Annotated in this window: 20 protein-coding genes, 1 pseudogene and 1 riboswitch; of the genes and pseudogenes, 18 read left to right on the top strand and 3 right to left on the bottom strand. The window is 41.1% G+C overall.

Going from position 1 to position 25,546, the window contains the following annotated elements:
* The first annotated feature begins 263 nt into the window (after positions 1-263).
* The 5 genes from acnA to ACW0TQ_RS17015 all read left to right on the top strand — a co-directional run bounded on the left by acnA (position 264) and on the right by ACW0TQ_RS17015 (position 4,871).
* The gene (acnA, locus tag ACW0TQ_RS17035; protein WP_042533797.1) at positions 264-2,975 is read left to right on the top strand and encodes an aconitate hydratase AcnA; all 2,712 of its coding nucleotides are present in this window, start codon (positions 264-266) and stop codon (positions 2,973-2,975) included.
* A gap of 156 nt (positions 2,976-3,131) precedes the next feature.
* Positions 3,132-3,731 (top strand): TlpA family protein disulfide reductase, encoded by a 600-nt coding sequence (locus ACW0TQ_RS17030; RefSeq protein ID WP_042533799.1) that lies wholly within the window; start codon positions 3,132-3,134, stop codon positions 3,729-3,731.
* Positions 3,732-3,759: 28 nt separating this feature from the next.
* A complete protein-coding gene (locus ACW0TQ_RS17025) occupies positions 3,760-4,182 on the top strand; it encodes an acyl-CoA thioesterase (RefSeq protein ID WP_193062060.1) in 423 nt (140 codons plus the stop codon).
* A 93-nt stretch (positions 4,183-4,275) separates the two neighbouring features.
* Positions 4,276-4,572, top strand: a complete 297-nt coding sequence (locus ACW0TQ_RS17020; protein ID WP_193062061.1) for a hypothetical protein — start codon at positions 4,276-4,278, stop codon at positions 4,570-4,572.
* A 98-nt stretch (positions 4,573-4,670) separates the two neighbouring features.
* Positions 4,671-4,871: a hypothetical protein gene (locus tag ACW0TQ_RS17015; protein WP_455725855.1), complete on the top strand. Its 201-nt coding sequence runs from the start codon at positions 4,671-4,673 to the stop codon at positions 4,869-4,871.
* Between the two features lie 434 nt (positions 4,872-5,305).
* On the opposite strand, the pseudogene yidD reads toward ACW0TQ_RS17015, so the two are convergent.
* The 3 genes and pseudogenes from yidD to plsY all read right to left on the bottom strand — a co-directional run.
* Positions 5,306-5,521, bottom strand: a pseudogene (gene yidD, locus ACW0TQ_RS17010) (membrane protein insertion efficiency factor YidD); the annotation flags it as partial.
* 6 nt (positions 5,522-5,527) lie between these two features.
* Positions 5,528-6,460 carry a GTP cyclohydrolase FolE2 gene (gene folE2, locus ACW0TQ_RS17005; protein WP_042533806.1) on the bottom strand — a complete coding sequence of 311 codons (933 nt, stop codon included), beginning with the start codon at positions 6,458-6,460 and terminating at the stop codon, positions 5,528-5,530.
* A 123-nt stretch (positions 6,461-6,583) separates the two neighbouring features.
* Positions 6,584-7,165: a glycerol-3-phosphate 1-O-acyltransferase PlsY gene (plsY, locus tag ACW0TQ_RS17000; protein ID WP_042533808.1), complete on the bottom strand. Its 582-nt coding sequence runs from the start codon at positions 7,163-7,165 to the stop codon at positions 6,584-6,586.
* 222 nt (positions 7,166-7,387) lie between these two features.
* Between plsY and ACW0TQ_RS16995 the strand changes: the two genes are divergently transcribed.
* The 13 genes from ACW0TQ_RS16995 (at position 7,388) to ACW0TQ_RS16935 (ending at position 25,456) form a co-directional block, all read left to right on the top strand.
* Positions 7,388-8,362, top strand: coding sequence for a betaine/proline/choline family ABC transporter ATP-binding protein (locus ACW0TQ_RS16995; protein WP_368900902.1), 975 nt, complete (start codon positions 7,388-7,390; stop codon positions 8,360-8,362).
* On the top strand, positions 8,359-9,882 hold the full coding sequence (locus tag ACW0TQ_RS16990) for an ABC transporter permease/substrate-binding protein (protein ID WP_042533812.1): 1,524 nt from the start codon (positions 8,359-8,361) through the stop codon (positions 9,880-9,882). The genes ACW0TQ_RS16995 and ACW0TQ_RS16990 overlap by 4 nt, the downstream gene beginning before the upstream one ends.
* Before the next feature lie 43 nt (positions 9,883-9,925).
* On the top strand, positions 9,926-10,342 hold the full coding sequence (locus ACW0TQ_RS16985; RefSeq protein WP_084612960.1) for a CoA-binding protein: 417 nt from the start codon (positions 9,926-9,928) through the stop codon (positions 10,340-10,342).
* An 837-nt stretch (positions 10,343-11,179) separates the two neighbouring features.
* On the top strand, positions 11,180-13,135 hold the full coding sequence (gene parE / locus ACW0TQ_RS16980) for a DNA topoisomerase IV subunit B (RefSeq protein ID WP_042533814.1): 1,956 nt from the start codon (positions 11,180-11,182) through the stop codon (positions 13,133-13,135).
* A 25-nt stretch (positions 13,136-13,160) separates the two neighbouring features.
* Positions 13,161-15,620 (top strand): DNA topoisomerase IV subunit A, encoded by a 2,460-nt coding sequence (gene parC, locus ACW0TQ_RS16975; RefSeq protein ID WP_042533816.1) that lies wholly within the window; start codon positions 13,161-13,163, stop codon positions 15,618-15,620.
* A 184-nt stretch (positions 15,621-15,804) separates the two neighbouring features.
* Complete coding sequence (locus tag ACW0TQ_RS16970) at positions 15,805-16,947, top strand: acyl-CoA dehydrogenase family protein (RefSeq protein WP_368900900.1); 1,143 nt, start codon at positions 15,805-15,807, stop codon at positions 16,945-16,947.
* A 16-nt stretch (positions 16,948-16,963) separates the two neighbouring features.
* Positions 16,964-18,319, top strand: coding sequence for an acetyl-CoA carboxylase biotin carboxylase subunit (locus ACW0TQ_RS16965; protein WP_368900899.1), 1,356 nt, complete (start codon positions 16,964-16,966; stop codon positions 18,317-18,319).
* 1 nt (position 18,320) lies between these two features.
* Positions 18,321-18,530, top strand: a complete 210-nt coding sequence (locus ACW0TQ_RS16960) for an acetyl-CoA carboxylase biotin carboxyl carrier protein subunit (RefSeq protein WP_042533822.1) — start codon at positions 18,321-18,323, stop codon at positions 18,528-18,530.
* Between the two features lie 21 nt (positions 18,531-18,551).
* Complete coding sequence (locus tag ACW0TQ_RS16955) at positions 18,552-19,331, top strand: enoyl-CoA hydratase (protein ID WP_042533823.1); 780 nt, start codon at positions 18,552-18,554, stop codon at positions 19,329-19,331.
* Between the two features lie 22 nt (positions 19,332-19,353).
* Positions 19,354-20,883: an acyl-CoA carboxylase subunit beta gene (locus tag ACW0TQ_RS16950; protein WP_455725854.1), complete on the top strand. Its 1,530-nt coding sequence runs from the start codon at positions 19,354-19,356 to the stop codon at positions 20,881-20,883.
* A 339-nt stretch (positions 20,884-21,222) separates the two neighbouring features.
* A riboswitch (SAM riboswitch) is annotated at positions 21,223-21,333 on the top strand.
* 387 nt (positions 21,334-21,720) lie between these two features.
* On the top strand, positions 21,721-22,389 hold the full coding sequence (locus tag ACW0TQ_RS16945; protein ID WP_139089122.1) for a carboxymuconolactone decarboxylase family protein: 669 nt from the start codon (positions 21,721-21,723) through the stop codon (positions 22,387-22,389).
* Positions 22,390-22,522: 133 nt separating this feature from the next.
* Positions 22,523-23,896 (top strand): LLM class flavin-dependent oxidoreductase, encoded by a 1,374-nt coding sequence (locus ACW0TQ_RS16940; RefSeq protein ID WP_042533827.1) that lies wholly within the window; start codon positions 22,523-22,525, stop codon positions 23,894-23,896.
* A gap of 48 nt (positions 23,897-23,944) precedes the next feature.
* Positions 23,945-25,456, top strand: coding sequence for a sodium:solute symporter family protein (locus tag ACW0TQ_RS16935; RefSeq protein ID WP_256706227.1), 1,512 nt, complete (start codon positions 23,945-23,947; stop codon positions 25,454-25,456).
* Positions 25,457-25,546 lie beyond the last annotated feature (90 nt).

Below are 25,546 nucleotides of genomic sequence, written 5' to 3'. Positions count from 1 at the left end.
TGTAATTTCGCAGAATTTCTATCTTTTTTGCAGGCAGCTATTATTTTCACTATTAATAATTCAGTAATTATATAAGTAATATTTATCTCTTGGCATAACTTTTTACTATCTACTATTTAACAATAATTATTTGTTTTATTTGCTAGATTCCTATATTATATATATTGAAGGCTCTATTTAGTTGAATAGCAGTATGGATTAAAAAAAGTAATACCTTCTCATTTATTTGCGAGAAGGAGAGGAAATGAAAGGGGTAACACAATATGTCGAACACAAATGCGTACAATGCAAAAAAGCAGTTCGAATTAAACGGTAAGACGTACAATTATTATCGTTTAAAGACGCTGGAAGAAGCGGGGCTAGGTAAAGTAGATCGTTTGCCTTTTTCTGTCCGTGTTCTTTTAGAATCATTATTAAGGCAACAAGACGGCCATCAAATCAAAAATGAACATGTTGAATCATTAGCACATTGGGGAACGGATAAAGCAACTGGAGCAGATGTTCCATTCAAGCCTTCCCGTGTTATTCTTCAAGATTTTACAGGGGTACCTGCAGTCGTTGACCTTGCGTCCCTCCGTAAAGCAACGGTTGATCTTGGAGGAGAGCCGGATAAAATCAATCCGGAAGTTCCAGTGGATCTGGTTATTGACCACTCTGTACAGGTTGACCAATATGGTACTCCAGATGCGCTGCGTGCAAATATGGAATTGGAATTCGAACGTAATGCAGAGCGTTATCAGTTCTTGAACTGGGCACAAAAAGCGTTTAATAACTACCGTGCAGTTCCACCGGCAACTGGTATCGTTCACCAGGTTAACCTGGAGTATCTGGCTGACGTTGTACATGCGCGAGAAAATGAAGATGGAACTTATGAAACGTTCCCTGATACACTTGTAGGTACTGATTCCCATACAACAATGATTAACGGTCTGGGTATCCTTGGCTGGGGTGTTGGCGGAATCGAAGCAGAAGCAGGCATGTTAGGACAGCCTTCTTATTTCCCTGCACCGGAAGTCATCGGGGTCAAATTTACTGGTTCCTTCCCGAACGGAACAACAGCGACAGACCTGGCGTTAAAGGTAACGCAGGTGCTGCGTGAACAAAGTGTAGTTGGCAAATTTGTAGAGTACTTTGGTCCAGGACTAAAGGATATGCCATTGGCTGACCGTGCTACAATTTCAAATATGGCTCCAGAATATGGCGCTACTTGCGGATTCTTCCCGGTTGATCAGGAAACACTTGATTACATGAAGCTGACTGGACGCAGTGATGAATTAATCAGCGTTGTTGAAAAATACTGTAAAGAAAATGATTTATGGTATGACGCAGATGGTACTGATCCGGAATATACAAAAGTAATTGAAATCAATTTGTCCGAATTAGAGCCGAACCTTTCCGGACCAAAACGTCCGCAAGATTTAATCGCGCTTTCTGACATGAAGAAAGAATTTAATAAAGCAATTACTGCAAAAGAAGGTAACCAAGGATTCGGATTAGATAAATCTGAATTTGATAAAGAAGTTGAAATCAACCATCCAAATGGAAAAACTTCTGTTATGAAGACAGGAAGCCTTGCTATTGCAGCAATTACATCTTGTACAAACACATCTAACCCATATGTTATGTTAGGTGCAGGTCTGGTTGCTAAAAAAGCTGTCGAAAAAGGCCTGGAAGTTCCTGAATACGTAAAAACTTCCTTAGCACCAGGATCAAAAGTGGTAACTCGCTACTTAGAGGACGCCGGTTTACAAACATATTTAGATAAACTGGGCTTTAACCTTGTAGGTTATGGATGTACAACATGTATCGGTAATTCCGGTCCTTTACGTGAAGAGATTGAAGAAGCGATTGCAGCAAATGATTTAATTGCATCTTCCGTATTATCTGGTAACCGTAACTTTGAAGGTCGTATCCATCCGCTGGTAAAAGCAAACTACCTTGCATCTCCACCGCTTGTTGTAGCATATGCGCTTGCTGGAACAACAGATATCGACCTTGTAAAAGAAGCGATTGGTAAAGATAAAGATGGTAACGATGTTTACATGAATGATATCTGGCCATCACTTACTGAAATTAAAGAAGAAGTGGAAAAAGTAGTTACACCTGAAATTTTCCGCAAAGAGTATGAAAATGTATTCCAATCTAACGAGAAGTGGAATGAAATCGACACGACAGATGAGCCTTTATTTGAATGGGATGAGGATTCTACTTACATCCAAAACCCTCCATTCTTTGAAGGATTGACTCCGGAAGCTGGAACAGTTGAACCGCTAAGCGGATTACGTGCTATCGGATTGTTTGGCGATTCTGTAACAACAGACCATATTTCACCAGCAGGTGCTATCGCAAAAGATATGCCGGCAGGTAAATTCTTGCAAGAGAAAGGAGTTTCACCAAGAAACTTTAACTCTTACGGTTCTCGCCGCGGTAACCATGAAATCATGATGCGCGGTACATTTGCTAACATTCGTATCCGTAACTTGCTGGCTCCTGGTACAGAGGGCGGTTATACAACTTACTGGCCAACTGGCGAAGTCATGGCAATCTATGATGCTGCAATGAAATATCAGCAGGATGGAACAGGTCTTGTCGTTATCGGCGGAAAAGATTACGGAATGGGATCATCCCGTGACTGGGCTGCCAAAGGTACCAACCTTTTAGGAATTAAAACAGTAATTGCTGAAAGCTTCGAGCGTATTCACCGTTCTAACCTTGTTATGATGGGCGTATTGCCGCTTCAATTTGAAAAAGGTGACAGCGCGGAAAGCTTAGGATTAACTGGTAAAGAAACATTTGCTGTAGAAGTAGATGAGTCTGTTAAACCAGGCGATTTAGTGAATGTAACTGCAACAGATGAAGACGGAAAAGTAACTTCATTTAAAGCAGTTGCCCGTTTCGACAGTGATGTAGAAATTGATTACTATCGTCATGGCGGTATCCTTCGTATGGTATTGCGTGAAAAAGTAAAAGCATAAGCAGTCAGCTGCTTTGTAAGAGAAAAAGGGTCTTTGCTTTTTATAGAGCAAGGCTCTTTTTCTATGCATTCCTATTGAGGTCTGTATTCTTTACAAAAGTGAAGTTTCTCTTTACGATAGAAGTAGGAAAACAATGTGGATGGTGGGAGATACAAATTGTATAAACGGATATTTTCGCTTGTTTTATTATTAGTGCTTGTTGGAATTGTTATCGCGAATGTGCTTCAGAACAGAGCTGCGGACAATGCTGCTGAAGAAGAGGAAGCAGTGCTTGTAGACGATGGATCTTCCAGTCAGGGAGCTGCGATTGCACCTGCGGAAAGTGCCGGAGTAGAGCCTGGTGAGCCAGCTCCAGATTTTGAACTGGAGACATTAGAAGGAGAGACTTTCAAACTTTCTGATTTGCAAGGAAAGAAAGTGATTTTAAACTTCTGGTATTCCTGGTGCCCGCCTTGTATTGAAGAAATGCCTGAAATACAGGAATTTTATGAGGATTATCAGGATGAAGTTGAAGTTGTTGCTGTCAATATGACGAAGCATGAGAATCAGCTTTCGGATGTTGGCGATTTTATCGATGAGCATGAGCATACCTTTACGGTTCCTTTAGATAGAGAGGATACGTTATCGGAGCCGTATGTTGTCTATGCCGCACCGACGACATATTTTATAGGCACGGACGGAAACATACAACAGCCTAGAAGAATCGGACCGATGGACTATGAATTTATGGAAGAAATGGTTCAAGGAATGGATTGATTGAGAGAGAAGCAAGGAGGAAGAAAGTTTGTTAGTTACAGAAACACCAATAGAAGTAAGATACCAAGAAACCGATCAGATGGGTGTCGTCTACCATGCAAACTATCTTGTTTGGTTTGAAATCGGGCGTACAAAGTTTGTAGAAGCCTTGGGGCTTAATTACCATCAAGGAATGGAACAGCAAAATGTGGTTTCGCCAGTGATTGATGCCCAGATTTCATATAAAAACGCAGTTCGCTATGGTGAAAAACCTATTGTAAGAACGTGGCTTGATGCATATGACGGCTTGCGTACGGTTTACCGTTATGAAATTTTGAATGGGTCTGGAGATTTAGCTGTCACTGGTACGACGACCCATACGATTGTTGATAAAAATACGTTTCGGCCGCTGTCTATTCGAAGAAAATTTCCTGATTGGCATGCCGCATATCAAAACCAGCTTGGCAGTTAAGAAAGTATAAACTTTCTTACTGCATAAGTGTAACTAAGGTTGTCACCTAAAGGCTTGGTGACAACCAAGTTTTCTAAAGAAAGAGGAATAGGAATGGCTTTTGGATTAAAAAGAGAAGAGTTAAACGAGTGGAAGCGGAATGTCCGTGCCGGAGAGATTGATTTTATTACTCATTATTGGCTGGATGACCGTTTTCCAGGCTGTAATACAGTAACCAAAGTGGGTTGCAGTGATTTGGAAAAGCTGAAAGCATGGGGAAGAAAATATCAGTTGGATGAATCCTGGATTGATTTAAAGCCCAAATATCCCCATTTTGATTTATTCGGGGAATACCAGTGGAAAATTTTAAAATCAGAAAACCGGCTGGAACAATTAGAGCGGTTTAAATAATTATTCAACTTTCGCACATTAAATAATAACTTCATTTCCATAGAAACAGAAGTTGATTGTTCCTTCGCTAACACTCTTGATAAAGAATAGAAGGTGAAGTGTATATCACCGCTGCGGCGGACCGTTTTGCTTTCCGACGTCCTGGGCCGGCGATTACTCGTCCCATCGAAAACTTTTGTACGTCGGAAAGCGGAGTGGTTGGCCGGAGCGGAGCTATGCACCATCACCAATTCCAAAAAAGCCGGATATTTAACCAAAATGCAAGTATGGTAATGGAGAACATGCTTATCCTGGAATAGCAAGATATATTTGCTTATTCTTAGGTGCGAAAGTTGAGATAATTAAAAAACGCAGGCGGACATATGTCTTCGCCTGCGTTTTTAGCATATCATTTTTACAATCAGTTGTTCTCAGGATATTCAATTTTTGGTTCTTTTTGTGTCTCGTCATAAGAAACAGATAAGTCTGCACCTTCAAAATACCAATCATCTGATTCTTCGATAAAGAAATGAATGCCTTCTACCAATGTAGAAGCAGATTCATTTTCGGGTGCTTCTGCTTTAATACCGAGGGAAAAACCGGCAATTCTGCCGCCGACACCGCCATATCTTGGGAAGAATCGTATATTCTTTTCGTTTTGTAAATCTAATTCTTCTTTATACCATTTTGCTGCTTGTTCTGATACGGTGATTTCCATTATATCTCTCCCTTTTCCTGCTGTTTTGTCTTCTCCCTTTTTTTCCGGAACGTAATCTACGCCGCCTGGGTGAAATGGATGACATTTACTTATTCGCTTTATAGTTAATATTCCACCTTTAAAAAATCCAAAACGCTGAAATGCTTCTAATGCATAAACTGAACAGGTTGGATAGAAACGGCAGGTTGCTGGTGTAAAAGGACTGATGGCAAGCTGGTAAAAGCGAATCAATCCAATAAAAATATATTTCATTTGTCGTTACCCTTGTCTGTTGCGTTTATCATAGGTAACAGAAGCAATTGCATCATGCATATGGATCGATTCTTCATTACGGCATGCTACATGGAACTTCATCACTGCCGGCAGCTCGTAAAGATCGGCAGCAATTAAACGAACCATATCCTCTACAAATCGGGGATTTTCATAAGCTGCTTCTGTCACCATTTTTTCATCCGGTCTTTTCAGGATAGGGTGAAGTCTGGCGCTTGCATTACTTTCTGCAGCTTCTAATAAAATGCCTTTCCAATCCCCGTCTGTATTAGAAAAACTTGGCTCCAGCTCAGTTTCCACGGTTACATTACCACGTTGGTTATGAGCGCTGTATTCACTGATTTCTTTGGAGCATGGGCATAATGTTGTTATTTGTACGTTTAGAGAAACAGTGATTTGATAATCCTCGTATTTGGAGTAACGTACGGAAACAGATGCTTCTGCATGGTTTAAACCAGCAGCATAGGTTTGGGGTGCTTTCCGCTCATAGAACCACGGGAAGCTGACAGAAACCGTTGCATCTGTTTGTTCCAATTTCACGGCCAGATCCTTTGCGAACTGTTTTAATTCATCAATAGAAACGGTAAATCCGCCTTGATGATATTGCTCTAACAGCTCCATAAAACGGCTCATATTCGTCCCTTTGCTATTCGCAGGGATGCTGGATGAAAAGGTGAACGTGCCGACGGTGGTTTGTTCAAATGGAGCTTGTCCGCTTAGGACACGGACAGGGTATTTTACATTAGAAACACCGACAACATCCAAATCAAAAAGAAAATCACGTTTTACATTTTGCAGGTCAGCCATTTCGTTTTTTTCAGTCGGTTTTTTCTTCTCACCAGGAGGAACAGAACCGAATAATTTATGTCTTTCTTCCTTTGAAGGAAGTTTTTTTAATGGAATCGTGTTTAATTGATGCATAAAAACGTCCTTTCCTGATAAACATCTGAAAACTTAGACTAGAAGCTCAAGGATGTTCAAACAATCTTTAATTATAGCCACTAGTATACTGAATTCGGCTTAAATATTCAATTTATCGGCTTTCTACATCCAGGTTATTTTAGGTTCTGTTCCGTTTATTATCCGTTTAATATTGGCCCAATGCCGATACGCTACAAAAGCAGTTAATATCAGGATAACGACAGTCAACCCGGTATTTTGGAAAAACAGCGACGCGAAAAAGGCCACAACTCCCGTAATCATAGAGGAAAGGGAAACATATTTAGATAAATATAATGACAGTAAAAATGTTGCAATCATAATAATAAATAGGATAGGATTAATCCCTAGTATCATCCCTCCTGATGTTGCAACAGCCTTTCCGCCTTTAAATTTAGCAAAAATCGGATAAGTATGACCTAATACAGCGATAATACCTATAATCAACGGATAGGCATCCGCATGAAATAATTGAGGTAATACAGCAGCAGCCGTTCCTTTTAAAATGTCGCCTAAGATAACGATGCTTCCAGCTTTTATTCCAAGTACACGGAAGGCATTGGTGGCTCCAAGGTTGCCGCTTCCATGCTCACGAATATCTATTTTATAACCAAGCTTGCCGATAATTAAGGCAAATGGAATAGATCCTAAGAGATATGCGATAATCCCGAAAATAATATAATCCATACGTTCCCAACTCTCTTTTTCAAATTCTTATTCTATGTTCCTATGGCTATTTTAGCATGAACCAATCTGTTTAAGTACAAAAATTTTTAAGAAAAACACAGCAAAGCTTTCCATTTACTAATTTATTGTTTTCCTTATCCTTGATTTAAAGTGAAAAATAATACAGCAGCAGGTTTTTAAATAGTCACAAGCGGGAATCTTTTTATGAAGGAGGTTATTCTTATGATTACATTTAAAGATATTACAAAAACATACCCTGATGGGACAACCGCTGTCGACCAGTTTAATCTGACGGTCGAAAAAGGGGAATTTATGACACTTATCGGTCCCAGCGGCTGCGGTAAGACAACAACAATGAAAATGATCAACCGTCTGATTGATCCCTCTGCAGGAACAATATACATAAACGAGAAACCGGTAAGTGATTATTCCATTGACGCATTACGATGGAATATTGGATATGTTCTGCAGCAGATTGCTTTATTTCCTCATATGACTGTTCAGGAGAATATACAAGTTGTTCCAGAACTCCTGAAATGGAAAAAAGGAGAAAAAGAGAAACGAACAGATGAATTACTGGATATGGTGGGGCTCGATCCATCAATTTTTAAAAAAAGATATCCAAGCGAGCTTTCGGGAGGACAGCAGCAGCGTATCGGTGTTATCCGGGCATTAGCTGCAGACCCTGATATCGTATTGATGGATGAACCATTCAGCGCACTCGATCCAATCAGCCGGGAGCAATTACAAATGGATATCGATAAATTACAAAAAGACATCAAGAAAACGATTGTATTTGTTACCCATGATATGGACGAGGCATTGAAAATGAGCGACCGGATCTGTTTAATGAAAGAAGGGAGTGTGGTTCAATGCGGTTCGCCTGAACAATTAATGAAACACCCTAAAAATAATTTTGTGGAGGAATTCATTGGAAATCGAAAATCAGCCTGGCTGACATCTGTTCAGAAAGTTATGAAAAATAATGTACCAGCTGCTCATGACCGGGAGCCGGAAAATGTCATGACAATTCCTGCAACGAGTACAATAGAGGATGCATACGCAATAATTCAATCAGTAAATCAGATTGATTTTCCGGTAGTCGATGACAATCAGAAAACCATCGGAATTGTTACAAGAGATGAATTGCTTCAATACTTCTATCAACAGGAGAAGGAAGGGGCGAGCGTTTTATGAAGGAATTTATAAACGTGTTCCAGAATCGGCAGGATATGCTTCTTCAGGCGATTTGGGAGCATTTGCAAATTTCTTTGATATCACTTGGAATTGCGATTTTAATCGCTGTGCCAATCGGCATTATACTGACCAGATATCCACGCATTGCCGAGCCTATCATTGGCACATCCGCAGTTCTACAGACAATTCCGAGTCTTGCTGTATTGGCTTTTTTGATCCCGTTTTTAGGAATCGGTATCCAGCCGGCTATCGTTGCCCTAGTCCTTTATGGGCTGCTGCCAATCCTAAGAAATACATACACAGGGATAGACGGTGTAGATCCTGCCTTACGGGAAGCTGCCAGAGGCATGGGGATGAATACAAAAAAGCAATTAATGCGAGTAGATCTGCCAATTGCGATGCCGGTTATTATGGCTGGTATTCGCACCTCCATGGTTCTTATCGTTGGTACTACAACTATCGCAGCTTTAATCGGTGCTGGCGGACTCGGAGATATCATTTTACTCGGTCTGGACCGGGGCGGCGATATTCCGCTTGTATTATTAGGTGCGATACCGGCCGCTTTATTAGCTGTTATGCTTGATTTTATTCTGCGTTTATTTGAAAAGCTGTCTAAAAAATATGGTATTCAGGCATTTATTGCGATGCTTGTTATTGTTGTACTTGTCATCGCCATTCCCTTGATGATTCCAAGCAGCCAAAAGGGAGAAATTGTGATAGCCGGGAAATTAGGAGCTGAACCAGAAATTATTATGAATCTCTATAAAATTTTAATTGAGGAAGAAAGTGATATCACTGTTGATATAGAACCGAATCTTGGAAAAACAGATATGGTATTTAACGCACTCCAGCAGGGCAGCATTGACATTTATCCGGAATTCACAGGGACGGTTATCGTTTCGCTGCTTGATGAACAGGCGGAATCCAATGAAGCAGAGGAAGTATATGCACAGGCCAGAGACGGTATAAAAGAAGCATATAATTTGGAGCTTTTAGAGCCAATGTTGTTTAATAATACGTATACAGTAGCAGTTACAGAAGAATTTGCGGAAGAAAACAATCTGGAGGATATCTCTGATTTGAAGTCGATTGAAAACCAGGTAACAGCCGGATTTACATCCGAGTTTAATGACCGCTATGATGGCTATGTCGGGATGCAGGAAGTATATAACCTGGACTTCAACGAGGTAAACACAATGGATCCAGGCCTTCGTCAGGGAGCCATTTCGGGCGGTGAGGTAGATGTGATTGATGCCTATGGAACAGACAGCTATATGGTAGAATTAGGGCTGGTATCCTTGGGAGATTCTGAAAATCTATTTCCGCCGTATCAGGGTGCACCGTTAATGCGAGCAGATACGTTAGAGGAATATCCAGAGATTGAGGACATATTAAATCAGCTGAGCGGACAAATTACGGATGAAGAAATGCAGGAAATGAATTATCAAGTGGATTATGAGGATGCAGCTGCAGAAGATGTTGCCAGGGATTACCTGATGGAAAATGGTTTTATTGAATAAGTGGAAAAAGAGATTCTAAACACAAACTAAAGGAGGAATTACCATGTCCATTGAAAACCCAAGTAAAGAAAGAATAAAAGAAATCCTGGAGAATGCGAAGACGATTGCGGTTGTAGGCTTATCTGCTAATCCAGAGAGAACCTCGTATCAAATAGCTCATAGAATGCAGGAGGAAGGATATAAAATTATTCCTGTCAATCCAACCATTGATGAGGTTCTTGGAGAAAAAGCCTACAGCTCCCTGGCAGAGGTAGACGAACCAATCGATATTATCAATGTTTTCCGCCGTCCGGAGCATCTGCCTGATGTCGCGAAAGATGCTGTACAGACGAATTGTAAGATGTTCTGGGCGCAGCAGGGAATTGTGAACGAAGAAGCTTATAATTATTTAAAAGAGCATGATTTTGAAGTCGTTATGGACCTTTGCATTAAGGTGTTACACGCAGTTTTATTAAAATAGTGTATAAACAATTAAAGACTGAGCCAGGCATGATAAGCCTGGCTCGGTCTTTTTGTTTCAGCGGATGCAGCCGGCAGCTTGCCCGGGTGAAAAGCATCTTCTGCTGACTATGCGCTTATCACAGAGATCATGCAACGGTTATTGCAGCAAAAAACGGCATTAAATTGCCCCGCATTGGTGCAGTTACTTGTCCTGCCGGAGAACTTTTACGTATATTCTCATTGCTAAAAAACGGGTTCAACAATTGGCTGTGGTTCTATACAAATAAATGATTATCTTGCTTTTCTGCGATTTTTCCCATAAGATATTAATGATGTAAATATGGATATAGTGCGTTTGCCCTTTATGTGGAATGAGCATGTTTAGACTAGACGGAGAAACAAATTTTGCTCTATAGTGTATAAACAAGGTTTTATTTATCACCGATAAGCGTTTATAAACTTTCCTCGAAAGGATGCTTCATGTTATATAGATAGAACAAGGGTTGAAAGAAGCGTAATATAAGTATAGCTGCCTCTAATTCTAACCTGCAGATTTTTATCAACAAAAATTGTTTTTCTGTTAGAAGATTGTAATGAAGTTTCACTTTATTAGAAAGCATGGCATTTTTTAAAAGGGCCTCTTGAAAGTGCAAGCTGCTTTTCCGAAGCTCCTTATACTTTTAATCATGTAAGTCCTGATTGAATCGCTGACTCGTATCGAGGATAAACATTTATGAGGAACGCTAATACAGGAACATCGTGTTCGTGTTACAAGCAGGATAATTTTCTGTTTGCTTAATAAGAACGAATGTTCTATGATGTATATAGAGGTAGTATTGAAAGGAGAAGATGATTCGTGGAGAAAGAATATCAATACTCTGATAGCTCCATTCAGGTGCTGGAAGGACTGGATGCTGTACGAAAACGCCCAGGGATGTATATTGGAAGTACAGACATTCGCGGGCTGCATCATCTTGTTTATGAAATTGTTGATAATGCTGTTGACGAAGCGCTGGCTGGTCATGGCAATCAAATTACGGTAACCATACATAAAGATGACAGTATTTCTGTGGAAGATAGCGGCCGCGGTATGCCGATCGGAATGCATGCAACCGGAAAACCAACTACTGAGGTTATATTTACGGTGCTACATGCAGGCGGAAAGTTTGGGCAAGGAAGCTATAAAACAAGCGGAGGATTGCACGGGGTAGGTGCTTCTGTTGTTAATGCCTTATCGGAATGGCTGACAGTAACCACTTACCGCGACGGTCATAAATATGAGCAGCGTTTTGAAAATGGAGGACATCCGGCAACGACCTTAGAGGATAAAGGACCTTCCAGAAAGAAAGGTTCCTGCATTCATTTTAAGCCGGATCCATCTATCTTCTCGACAACGGTATTTAATTTTGAAACAATTTCCGAGCGTTTACGGGAGTCTGCCTTCTTATTAAAAGGGCTAAAAATTGAACTGAAGGATGAACACAATGGAGAGCAGCAGGTTTATGAATATCCTGAAGGCCTAAAATCTTTCGTAGAGTGGCTTAATGAGGAGAAGGACGTGCTTCAGCCAGTTGTTTCATTTGAAGGGGAGCAATCGGAAATTGAAGTTGAATTTGCTTTTCAGTTCAATGACGGCTTTGCTGAAAATATGCTTTCCTTTGTAAACCATGTGCGGACCAGGGACGGCGGTACACATGAATTTGGAGCCAGAACAGCAATTACCCGTACCATAAATGATTATGCAAGAAGAGCAGGGTTATTAAAAGAAAAAGATAAGAACTTGGAAGGGACAGATATCCGGGAAGGATTAACTGCGATTGTGTCCGTCCGTGTTCCGGAGAATAAGCTGCAATTTGAAGGGCAGACAAAAGGCAAGCTGGGAACAACAGAAGCCCGTTCGGCCGTTGATGGCGTAGTATCTGAACATCTGACATACTTTTTAGAGGAAAATGCAGAGATTTCTTCTTTGCTGATTAAAAAATCTATCCGTGCAAAAGAAGCACGGGAAGCTGCCAGAAAAGCACGTGAGGAAGCACGTACCGGAAAGAAACGAAAACGAAAAGATACGTTGCTTAGCGGAAAGCTGACCCCGGCACAATCAAAGAACCCAAAAAAGAATGAACTTTATCTTGTAGAGGGAGACTCTGCCGGCGGTTCAGCAAAGCAAGGGCGCGACCGTAAATTCCAAGCTGTGCTTCCGCTCCGGGGAAAGGTTATCAATACGGAGAAAGCTAAGCTGGAGGATGTCTTTAAAAATGAAGAAATTTCAACGATTATCCATACGATAGGTGCCGGAGTCGGCGGAGATTTTAATTTGGAAGACGTCCAATATGATAAAATTATTATTATGACCGATGCAGATACCGATGGAGCGCACATTCAAGTGCTGTTGTTAACCTTTTTCTATCGATATATGCGTTCTTTAGTGGAGTCGGGAAAAGTGTTTATTGCTCTCCCGCCGCTGTTTAAAGTATCAAAAGGAAAGGGAAAACAAGAAAAAACACGTTATGCCTGGGATGAAAATGAACTCCAAAAAGCAGTGAAGGAATTAAAAAATGGCTATGATATTCAACGTTATAAAGGTCTCGGGGAGATGAATGCGGATCAATTGTGGGAAACAACGATGAACCCGGAATCACGTACCCTTATTCGTGTATCCATTGATGATATAGCGCGTGCAGAACGGAGAGTAACAACGTTAATGGGGGATAAAGTAGAACCCCGCCGTAAATGGATTGAAGGTCATGTTAAATTTGGTTTGGAAGAAGATGCAACCATTTTAGAAAATGAAAATATTCATAAGGAAGATTAGTTCGGATTGTAAGGAGTGATTCCATTTGGATCAAACAGAGAAATATTTAGATCTCCCCTTAGAAGAAGTTATCGGAGATCGCTTCGGAAGATACAGTAAATATATCATTCAAGATCGTGCGCTGCCTGATGCCAGAGACGGCTTGAAGCCTGTACAGCGGCGTATTCTTTATGCCATGCATGTAGAGAGAAATACGCATGACAAGAATTTTAGAAAAGCTGCTAAAACGGTTGGAACCGTAATCGGTAATTACCATCCACATGGAGATTCTTCTGTATACGAAGCAATGGTCCGCTTAAGCCAAAACTGGAAGGTACGTAACAGACTGATAGAAATGCACGGGAATAACGGCAGTATTGATGGAGATCCCCCTGCAGCAATGCGTTATACAGAAGCAAGATTATCTCCGATTGCGTCAGAGCTTCTTCGGGATATTGACAAAGAGACAGTTGAATACATTCCTAACTTTGATGAAACAACCGATGAGCCGGTTGTTTTACCGGCGAAATTTCCGAATCTCTTAGTAAATGGTTCTACAGGAATCTCCGCAGGCTATGCAACCGACATTCCTCCTCATAATTTAGGAGAAGTAATCGATGCAGTGATTATGCGAATCGATAAACCGGGATCAAGTGTAGATGATTTAATGCGTGTGCTGAAAGGACCTGATTTTCCGACCGGCGGCATTATTCAAGGGGTCGAAGGAATCAAAAAAGCATATGAAACCGGCAAAGGAAAGGTTGTCGTTCGCGGAAAGGCAGCCATTGAAACGTTAAAAGGGAACCGTGAACAAATCGTTGTGACAGAGGTACCTTTTGAGGTGAACAAAGCAGCAATGGTGAAGAAAATGGACGAGCTCCGTATTGACAGGAAGGTCGAGGGCATTGCGGAAGTACGCGATGAAACAGACCGGACAGGCCTCCGTATTGTTGTTGAGTTAAAGAAGGATGCAAATAGTGAGGGTATTTTAAACTTTTTATATAAAAACACAGACCTGCAGATCACATACCATTTCAATATGGTTGCTATCAAAGATAAAACGCCGACACTCTTATCCCTGCCGCAGCTTCTAGATGCGTATGTCAGTCATCAGCGCGAGGTTGTAACGAATCAAACCCGATTTGATTTAAATAAGGCGAAAAAGAGAGCACATATTGTCGAAGGCTTAATCAAAGCAATTTCGATTTTAGATGAGTTGATTGCCACCATCCGCGCATCAAAAGATAAGGCGGATGCAAAAAACCAGATTATGGCTAAATACGGTTTTACCGAACCACAGGCGGAAGCAATTGTTACTTTGCAGCTTTATCGGCTGACAAATACGGATATTGTTCAGCTTGAGGAAGAAGCTAGCGAATTAAGAAAACAAATGGAGAAGCTGTCTGCTATTTTGGAAAGCGAAAAGAAATTATTGCAAACCATTAAAAATGATTTAAGACAAATCAAGAAAAAATTTGCAGATGACCGCCGCACCCATATCGAGGAAAAAGTGGAAGAACTGAAAATTAATATTGAGGTGACCGTGGCAAGTGAGGATGTGTTAGTTTCCGTAACCAGAGACGGTTATGTCAAACGAACCAGCCTAAGGTCCTATGCAGCTTCCAATAGTGAGGATTTACCGCTGAAGGACGATGATCATCCGATAAGTCTCCTGGAAATCAATACAACGGATAATATCATGTTATTTACGAACAAAGGAAGATATATTATTTGTTCTGTTCACGAGCTTCCGGATATACGCTGGAAAGATATGGGACAGCATATTTCGCATATTGTTCCGCTGGAAAAAGAAGAACATTTTATTAAGGTCATACCTGTACGTGATTTTAAAGAAGAAGACGGCTTTCTAATGTTCTTTACTCGAAATGGCATGGTCAAACGCAGCGAATTTCAGCTTTATGAAGCGCAGCGACGTGGTAAGGCGTTAATTGCGTTAAATCTGAAAAATGATGATGAACTGGTTCATGTAAGCCGTACAGATGGCGGGAAAGATATATTTATCGCAACCAACAAAGGCTATGGTCTATGGTATGAAGAAGCAGAAGTGTCCATTGTCGGGCAGAGAGCAGCCGGAGTAAAATCGATCTCTTTAAAAGAGGATGATTTTGTTGTCAATGGACAAGTATTTGATCTGGAAGCACCAAAAGATTTATTTATCATTACGCAGCGCGGAGCCAGCAAACGCATGAAGCTAAAATCCTTTGAAAAAGCAAGCCGGGCGAAGCGCGGATTGCTTATGCTGAAGGAATTAAAGAAAAAACCGCATCGGATCCAAGGATTCTTTATGGTAAATAATCAGGAAATGATTTGCTATAAAACGAAAAATGGCGATACACAGAAGGTATATCCGCTGGAGTTATCCGCCTCCGATCGTTATGGCAACGGATCGTTTATGATTGATGCCGATCAGACCGGTGAAGTGATGGAAGTATATAAAGAAACAGTGTATGAAAAACCATTTGAAAATAATGATGAAGAATCGTAAAAAAATGATATTAACTCCCTGACAATGCCAAAACATTGTTAGGGAGATTTTTGTATTTTAGTTGAATAAAGAAGTCAGAGCAGCTGCTCAAGAAAAAGATTTTTATCTTTTCCTTTGCCTAATTCCCAGCTTTTGATAAAATGATAATGTAAGCGTGTTCAATTCGTCAAAAGGGGGTACGAGAATGGATTTTGATTTAACCAAGGAACAAAAGATGATTCAGCGGATGGTTTCTGACTTTGCTGAAAAAAACATCCGTCCAAGAGCAATCGATATTGATGTTAATGCAGCTTTCCCGGAAGATATTTTTCAAGACATGGGAGAGCTTGGTTTATTAGGGATTCCATTTCCTGAAAGCTATGGAGGCTCGGGTGGTGACACCGTTTCCTATGCCATCGCTGTAGAGGAAATCGGCCGCCGATGCGGAAGTACGGGCTTAAGTTATGCCGCTGCAGTTTCTTTAGGTGCCAGCCCGATTTATTATTTTGGAACAGAAGAACAAAAGCAGCGGTTTTTAAAACCAATTGCTGAAGGCCGTTCTCTTGGAGCTTTTGGTTTAACAGAACCGAATGCAGGGTCTGATTCCGGGGGGACAAAAACTACTGCTAAATTAGACGGAGACGAATATATTATTCAAGGAGAAAAATGTTTTATTACCAATGCCAGTTTTGCAGATTTTATTATTGTAACGGCAGTCACGAAAAAGGATGCAAATAACAAGAATAAAATATCTGCCATCATTGTGCCGACAGATGCTGAAGGGCTGACTGTCCGCAGTGATTATGACAAAATGGGCGTGCGCGGGTCAGATACCGCAGAAGTCATCTTGGATAATGTCCGTGTTCCCAAAGAAAATTTACTTGGTACAGAACATCAAGGCCATCAGCAATTTTTAAAAACATTAGATGGAGGAAGGATTTCTATTGCGTCATTAGCTGTCGGTATTGGTCAGGCGGCTTTAGACCGTTCCTTGCAGTACGCGAAGGATCGTAAACAATTTGGCAAATCCATTTCCAGTTTTCAGGCGATCCAATTTAAATTAGCAGATATGGCGATGGAAATTGAGCTTGCTCGTAATATGGTTTATAAAGCAGCCTGGTTAAAGGATCAGAATAGAAGCTTTTCCAAAGAGGCAGCATACGCAAAATTGGACGCAACGGAAATGGCATTTCGTGCGGCAAATCAGGCGATTCAAATTCATGGCGGTTATGGTTATATGCGTGAATATGAAGTAGAAAGGCTGCTCAGGGATGCTAAGTTATTGGAAATTGGAGAGGGGACATCTGAAATCCAACGCTTGGTTATTGCAAGACAGCTAGGCTGCTAGAGAAGGAGAGAAGATCATGATACAAAAAGTATTGATTGCTAATCGCGGTGAGATAGCCAGAAGAATTCTTCGCAGCTGCAAAGAATCAGGTATCAGGACGGTAGCTGTCTATTCCGAAGCAGATGAGAATGCTTTATTTAAACAAGAAGCTGACGAAGCTTATCCTATCGGTCCTTCACAAGTGCAGCAAAGCTATCTTCAATTAGATAAAATTATAGAAGTGGCCAAAAAAACAAATGCCGATGCAATTCATCCAGGCTACGGTTTCTTGAGTGAAAGCCCTTCATTCGCTGAACGCTGTAAAGAAGAAGGAATTATTTTTATTGGACCGGAAGCGGCTATTTTAAGTCTGATGGGAAGTAAAATTGAAGCTCGAAAAGCGATGATAGCAGCGGGGGTGCCTGTAATTCCCGGTACTGATCGTGCGGTGGAATCGCTGGAAGAAGCGGTCACTTTTGCTGAGCAAATTGGCTACCCTGTGATGTTAAAAGCATCTGCAGGCGGTGGAGGTATCGGAATGGAGGTTGTTCACACTTCGGATGAACTGCGAAAAGCTTTTGAAAATAACTCCAAGCGGGCCTTGTCTTTCTTTGGGGATGGAGCAATGTTTTTAGAGAAACACATAACAAACAGCAGGCATATTGAAGTACAGGTTTTAGCAGATTGTCATCAGCATACGGTTCATTTATTTGAAAGAGAATGCTCTATTCAGCGCCGGAATCAAAAGGTCTTAGAAGAAGCCCCATCGCCATCTATTTCTGAAGCACTTCGCATGAAATTAGGAGAAACAGCTGTTATCGCTGCGGAGGCAATTGATTATAGCAATGCCGGAACAATTGAATTTTTAGTTGATGAATCGGAGCAATTTTATTTTTTGGAAATGAATACACGTATTCAGGTAGAGCACCCCGTCACAGAAGAAATAACAGGGATTGATATTGTCAAAGAACAGATTCGTATTGCCAATCAGCAGGCACTGTCTTTTACACAGGAAGAAATCACCCGAAACGGGCATGCGATAGAAATAAGAGTTTATGCAGAAGATCCCATTCGATTCTTTCCATCGCCCGGAAAAATCACAGCACTGGAACTGCCTGAAGGAGAAGGTGTCCGTAATGAATGTGCTGTTGCATCCGGAGATATGGTAACTCCTTTTTATGATCCAATGATTGCAAAACTGATCGTTTTTGGGGAAAACCGGGCAGAAGCGAGGAATAAGCTGGAAAAAGCGCTTGGTCGATTCAAAATAGAAGGGATAAAAACCAATATACCGATGCTTCAGGAAATTATCACCTATGAGGCATTTAAAAAAGGAAATACACCAACAAACTTTTTAGATAAATATTATCAACCAACTACAGGAGGGAATTAAGATGGAGATTAAAGCATCGATGGCAGGAAATGTGTGGAAGATTACAGTGCAACAGGGAGAGGCTGTGGAAGAAGGGCAGGATGTCGTTATTCTAGAGTCAATGAAAATGGAAATTCCGATTGCTTCAGAGGGAAAAGGGATTTTGAAGGAATGGAAGGTGCAAGAAGGAGATTTTGTTAATGAAGGAGATACGATTGCAATCGTTGACTAAATCAGTTTGGAGTGAACGCCTATGCAACTTGTAAACGTAGAAACAGTGGATAATCATATCGCTGTTATCACATTAAATCGGCCGGAAGCAGCCAATGCATTATCTTTCGCGTTACTAACAGAGTTAGAGAATTGTATTCAAAAAATCAGTACGGATCGTGCTATACGCTGTGTGATTATTACAGCCAGCGGAGAAAAAGCTTTCTGTGCCGGAGCAGATTTAAAAGAACGAAAGGCAATGAATGAGGAGGAAGTTGTTGCTGCTGTACAGAAAATTAGCAGACTTGCCGATTCCATAGAAAAAATAGAGGTTCCTGTAATTGCTGCTATTAATGGCGTCGCCTTTGGAGGTGGACTGGAAATCGCTTTAGCCTGTGACCTGCGCATTGCGGCCAATCATGTAAAGCTGGGGTTGACGGAAACCTCTCTGGCGATTATACCCGGAGCCGGCGGGACACAGCGTTTGCCAAGATTAATTGGAATCGGCCAGGCGAAACTGCTTATTTATACTGCCAAAACAATTTCAGCAGAGGATGCATTAGCCATTGGACTGATTGAGCGGTCAGTCGCCACTTCTTTTTTACAAGACGAAGCAATAAGTATTGCCCGGAAAATAAGCCAAAATGGACCGATTGCTATGAAGCAGGCTAAACAAGCGATTAATCAAGGAATGGATCTTTCGATAGATGAAGCGGTTCAATTGGAACATGCAGCTTATGTAAAACTAATACCGACAAAGGACAGAAAAGAAGGATTGCTTGCATTTCAAGAGAAAAGAAAGCCTGATTACCATGGAAGTTAAAGCCGGAAAGGAGAATGCTTATATGCCTGTGAATCAAGAACTTAAGGAGCGTATAGAAAAAATAAAAAAGGGAGGAAAACAAAAGTATCACGACAGCAATGCTGAAAAGGGCAAGCTTTTTGCTAGAGAAAGAATCCAGCTTCTTTTTGATTCTCATGAGATACTTGAGGATGGTTTATTTGCCAATGCGATGGATGAAGACCTGCCGGCAGACGGCGTGGTTACAGTAACAGGAAAAATAAACGGTCAGACAGTTTGTGCGATGGCAAATGATTCGACCGTCAAAGCAGGAAGCTGGGGACAGCGGACGGTGGAGAAAATTTTACGTATTCAAGAGACGGCTGAGAGGCTGGAGGTGCCCATGGTTTATCTGGTAGACTCTGCCGGTGCCCGAATTACAGATCAAATAGATATGTTCCCGGGAAGAAGAGGAGCGGGACGTATTTTCTATAATCAAATTAAGCTGTCAGGAAGAGTGCCGCAAATCTGCTTATTGTTTGGTCCATCCGCTGCCGGCGGTGCCTATATTCCGGCCTTTTGTGATATCGTTGTCATGGTTGAAGGGAACGCATCGATGTATTTAGGTTCACCGCGAATGGCTGAAAAGGTCATTGGCGAAAAAGTTTCTTTAGAGGAAATGGGCGGAGCAAAGATGCACTGTACAACCTCAGGAGTAGGCGATGTTTTAGTAGATACCGAAGAAGAAGCGATTCAATTTGCACAGAAGTACTTAACGTATTTTCCTGCTAATTTTCGTGAGAAGCCAAAAAAAGCAGCATCTGTAGAACCAAAAAGCTTTGATAAGCCAATCAGCGAAATTATTCCAGAAAATCAAAATGCTGCTTTTGATATGTATGAACTGATTGACCGTACAATTGATGAAGGCAGTTTTTGTGAAATAAAAAAGCGGTTTGCTCCAGAATTAATTACTGGGCTGGCCCGTATCAACGGTCAAAGTATAGGAATCATTGCTAATCAGCCACGTGTAAAAGGAGGCGTTCTTTTTACGGATTCAGCAGATAAAGCAACAAAATTTATCCAATTATGTGATGCGTTTGAAATTCCGCTGCTGTTCTTAACGGATGTACCAGGATTTATGATTGGAACAAGAGTGGAGAAGCAGGGAATTATTCGCCATGGAGCCAAAATGCTGTTTGCAATGAGTGAGGTAACGGTACCTAAAATTTCTGTTATTGTCCGAAAGGCTTATGGAGCTGGTCTATACGCGATGTCAGGGCCGGCTTTCGATCCGGATTGCTGTTTAGCCTTTCCAAATGCACAGATTGCTGTTATGGGACCGGAAGCAGCAGTGAATGCAGTAGAAGCAAATAAAATCGCTCAGCTTCCAGAAGAAGAAAGGGAGGCATATATCGCAGAAAAGCAGGCCGCCTATAAAGAGAACATTGATATTTACCGCTTAGCTTCCGAAATGATTATTGATGATATCATTGATCCAGATCATCTTCGGAGCGAGCTGGCAAGACGTTTCACCATTTATCAGAATAAGAAAAAGCAATTTACCGAGAGAAAACATGGGGTTTACCCAGTGTAAACAAATAATGGAAACGCTTAGGCTAGAATGTGGTCTAAGCGTTTTTACTGAAAACAAAAAAACATTAATTCACCATAATTGTATTATGTAAACTAAATGATGAATTTTAAGGACACGATGAAAAAAGCTGCTCAATCGATTTAGCATCGTACTCTATAGCAGGAAAATATAATTACATGTGATAAAACAACCAGTCGCCGCTTACAGCAAAAAGATATCTGCTAATATTATCAATAGATTTTGATCAAGAAACGCTTCATTAAATTAAAATTTCCACTTGACATATTTTTTAGAATTCGATAACATATGAAGAAATCTTAAAAAACTAAATAATGTAATTCCTTATCAAGAGCCGGGGGAGGAACTGGTCCTATAATCCCGCAGCAACCATTACTGGAAACGCAGTAAAATGGTGCTAATTCCAGCAAGTTTTCACTTGAGAGATGAGGCAGTGTGTAAAGAAACCCTCTTCTCCTGGAAAAGGGGTTTTTTCATTTTTAAACAAGGGTAGGGAGGGAATAATTTCAAAGGGGCAAGCATGGCTTAAAACCGAGTAATTAGATAGGTAAAGTTTAATTATTATTGTGGCTGTAAGAAAATTAACGAGATGGATTTACAATTTGTATGATTTTATCGCAGCACAAATCAGTGGGCAAAGGAAACAGACCAGGTTCACGATGTCCTAGGGCTGAAACTGGGACTGGGACTGCGATTACTCGTCCCATCGAAGAGCTTTTGCGATTAACCGTCCTATTATAAAGAGTTGTGCGTCGAAAAACCTTCACTAATTGAAGTTTCACTGTATGACAAACCAAAATTTTAAATGTATGAGGAGAGATTTCATTGACTAAAACAGATAGTTTATATCAAAAATCTTATTTTAACCGGATAACAGAATTAAAAGAATATGCACCGGAAGCGTTTCAAACTTTTTTTGCTTTTAACGATAAAGCATTAGCTGAGGGTGAATTATCAGTTAAATTAAAGGAATTAATTGCGGTAGCCGTAGCGCACATTACGGGGTGCCCGTACTGCATTGATTTACATGTGGGGAATGCTAAAAAAAATAACGCTGATAAAGAGGAAGTAACAGAGGCCATTTTTGTTGCAACAGCTCTAAAGGCTGGTTCAGCGGTTGCTCATGGTGTGAATGCGCTAAATGCGTTTGATGAAGAGGAAAAAGACGAGCTGTACAAAGCATCCTATTTTAATAGATTAACCGAATTTGGTGACATTGATGCGGATACATTCAAGGCATTTGCTGCTTTTGATCATAAATCTATCAAAGCAGGCAAATTGACCGAAAAGGAGAAAGAGCTTATCGCGGTGGCATCAGCACATACCACAGGCTGCCCGTATTGCATTGATCTGCATACGAAAAACGCCAAAAAAACAGGATCCAGCCTAGAGGAAATATCAGAAGCGATTTTTGTGGCAGCAGCTTTAAAAGCCGGGTCCGCAGTGGCACATAGTGTGAATGCCTTAAATGCTTTCGATGAATCTTAAGTAATCAGCAATTCAGAAGTAAGGGCCGATACCAAAATCAATGGCTGACTGCATCAAATGAGAGATAGTCAATTATAGATTTTGGTGAAGCGGTCAAGATGAAAATTTATGAGAAAAGGAGCTTATCGAAACGATGACAAAACAAATTCACCTGAATGGATTTATTCAAAATTCACCTTCCCCTCACTCGACAGGATTATGGAAGCATGAAAAGGACGAGGGGACAAAACATAATGACCTGTCATATTGGATAGAAACAGCAAAAATCCTGGAACGCGGTAAATTTGATGCCATGTTTATTGCTGATGTGCTTGGAACCTACAGTGTATATGAAAATAGTCATGAAGCAGCTGTCCGGCATGCTGTACAGCTTCCGGCTCATGATCCATTGATTCCGATTTCTGCTATGGCGGCTGTCACTGAAAATCTCGGCTTTGCGCCAACAATTTCTGCTACATATGCACAACCATACGCACTCGCAAGGCAGCTATCTACACTGGATCATTTAACGAATGGAAGAGTTGCCTGGAATGTGGTGACTTCTTATTTAGAAAGCGAGGCAGTCAATCTTGGCCTTTCCAGCCGTCTTCCTAAGGAACAGCGCTATGACCGTGCAGATGAATTTCTCGAAGTCGTTTATAAACTTTGGGAACACAGCTGGGATGACAATGCTGTTGTTCATGATGGCGCAAAGGATACATTTGCACAGCCGGATAAGGTTCGTTTGATTAATCATGAAGGTGAATTTTTCAATGTACCTGGTCCGCATTTGGTTGAACCTTCTCCGCAGCGTACGCCTGTTTTATTCCAAGCAGGAGCTTCACCAAAAGGAAGAGATTTTGCAGCGAAACATGCAGAGGCGGTTTTTACTAAAAATCATTCCTTGGATGCGTTAAAGGCCTATGTTGCAGATATTCGGAAACGAACAGAGGAACAGGGCAGAAATCGGCAAGATATATTTGTTTTTCCTATGATTTTGCCAATCATTGGGTCAACGGAAGAAGAAGCGCTGGCAAAGTATGAAGATTTAACAGACCACGTCAGCTACGAAGGAACTGCGTCTCTCCTTTCCGGACATACAGGAATCGATTTTTCAAAATATAATCCGGATCAGTATATTGAAGATATACAGACAGAAGCAGTACAGGGAAATCTGGATATGTATACAAAAGATCCTAATAAGAAATGGACACTGCGGGAAGCTGTTAAAAATCATGGACTCGGCAATGGTACGGTGAAATTTATCGGAACACCTGAACAAATTGCAGATCGAATGGAAGAATGGGCATTTGAAGGTGACGTGGATGGTTTCAATATCGCGCAGACCTATTCTCCGGATACATTTCGGGAATTTGTGGATTTAGTTGTTCCTGAATTGCAAAAACGCGGCATTTACCGGACTGAATATGAAGGGAAGACGCTTAGAGAAAATATGTTTGGAAATGGAACACCCCATTTACCCGATAATCATCCTGCGCGAAAGCTTGGCAGCTTTCAGCCGAGATAACGGAGAAGTACATTTCCTGTTTTACTCGTATGTGCAAGGAGGTCAGAGATGAGTACAATTATGCTTTATACATGGATCGGTTTTGCAATATTTCTAGCTGTCATGCTGATCCTTGGTTACATAAGTGCTAAAAAAACGAAAAACATCAGTGATTTCGCTACAGGCGGCGGAAGTCTGGGACCCTATGTACTGGGCCTGTCCTTTGCTGCTACCTATCTAAGTGCAGCAACTTTTCTGGGTTACCCGGGATGGACTCATGACTGGGGATTGTCTAACCTCTGGCTGTTTTTGGCGATGATCGGCGGCGGGCCAATAGGAGTGCTGATGGTAGCTAAAAAAGTAAGAAAGCTGAATACAAAACAAAAGTCCCTTTCCCTGCCGGATTGGCTTGGTGACTTCTATAATAGTGATATTTTAAGAGTGGGAACTGGGCTGATTTTACTTTTTAACATTTTTTATATAGCAGCTCAGTTTGTAGCAGGAGCAAGAATTTTTGAATACCTTTTGGGGATGTCTTATACAAGCGGATTGATATTTATCGCAGTCATTGTTGTTCTGTATGTTTATGCCGGAGGAGCATTTGCTGATATTTATACAGATGCTGTCCAAGCGGTTATGATGGCAATTGCAGGCTTAGCTATATTTATTTCCGGAATTATTATTTTCTGGGAAGGAAGTGTTACAGCAACCTTCACTGGCATTACAGATAATCTCAGCGTGCAGAATGGGAATTTAGTAAGCGTATTTAACCCTGATTCGCTCCATTTCTATTCGTTTGGAGCAATATCTGGCGCGATTATTATTCAGTGGGCCTTTGCTTCTGCACCGCATTTATTCAATAAAGTGCTTGGCTTAAAGCATGAAAGAGACCTGGGAAAAATGATTCTAACCTATGTTATTACCGCAGCCTTTTGTCTGCTTGTTCTTTTTGGAGGATTATACAGCAGAACAGCGCTTGGGGACAATGTTGCAGCCGCTGATTTAGCATTGATGGAGTACGTAGTTTGGGCCTTTCCGGCAATCTTTGTAGCTCTTTTTGGAATCGTTATTCTTGCTGCAGCCATGTCCACGACGGACGGGATATTCGTCTCCATTTCTACGGTGTTCGCGAACGACATTTTCCTGAAATTCCTCGTGAAAAAGAAAATTATCAAGCTAAGCAATGAGAAGGCGCAGAAAATTGCGCTCAAAATCAGCCGTCTAGCTGTTCCACTGGTGGGGCTGATCGCCTTTTTAATTGTATTACGGCCGCCCGCATATATGGGCGATGTCATGTGGATTGGGATTTCCGGCATTGCTGCAGGAACGATGGGACCGATATTACATGCTATCTACAGTAAGAAAAAAGCTCCAGCGAGAGCGGCAGAAATCTCGATGGCAGCAGGTTTGTTTTCCTACCTTTTTATTTACTTTACTGGTATTATCCCAAGTACCATGTCTGCAGGCGCTGCGGCTACTTTTATTGGTATAGCAACGATTACGATACTGGCAAAAATATTGAAAAATCCTTCTTTACCACAAGAGAAGGAAACAGAAAAAAATCAGGTCCGGGCAAATTAAAGAGGGGGTGAGTATGGATGTTTGTTAATCCGATGCTTTCCGTATGGCTTTACGGATTTATCTTTTGTCTTATTATCATCGGTATCTCCC

Source organism: Oceanobacillus sp. M60, from assembly GCF_053839645.1.
Note: the sequence above shows the minus strand (reverse complement) of the source record. Positions and strands in the feature narration are given on the sequence as shown.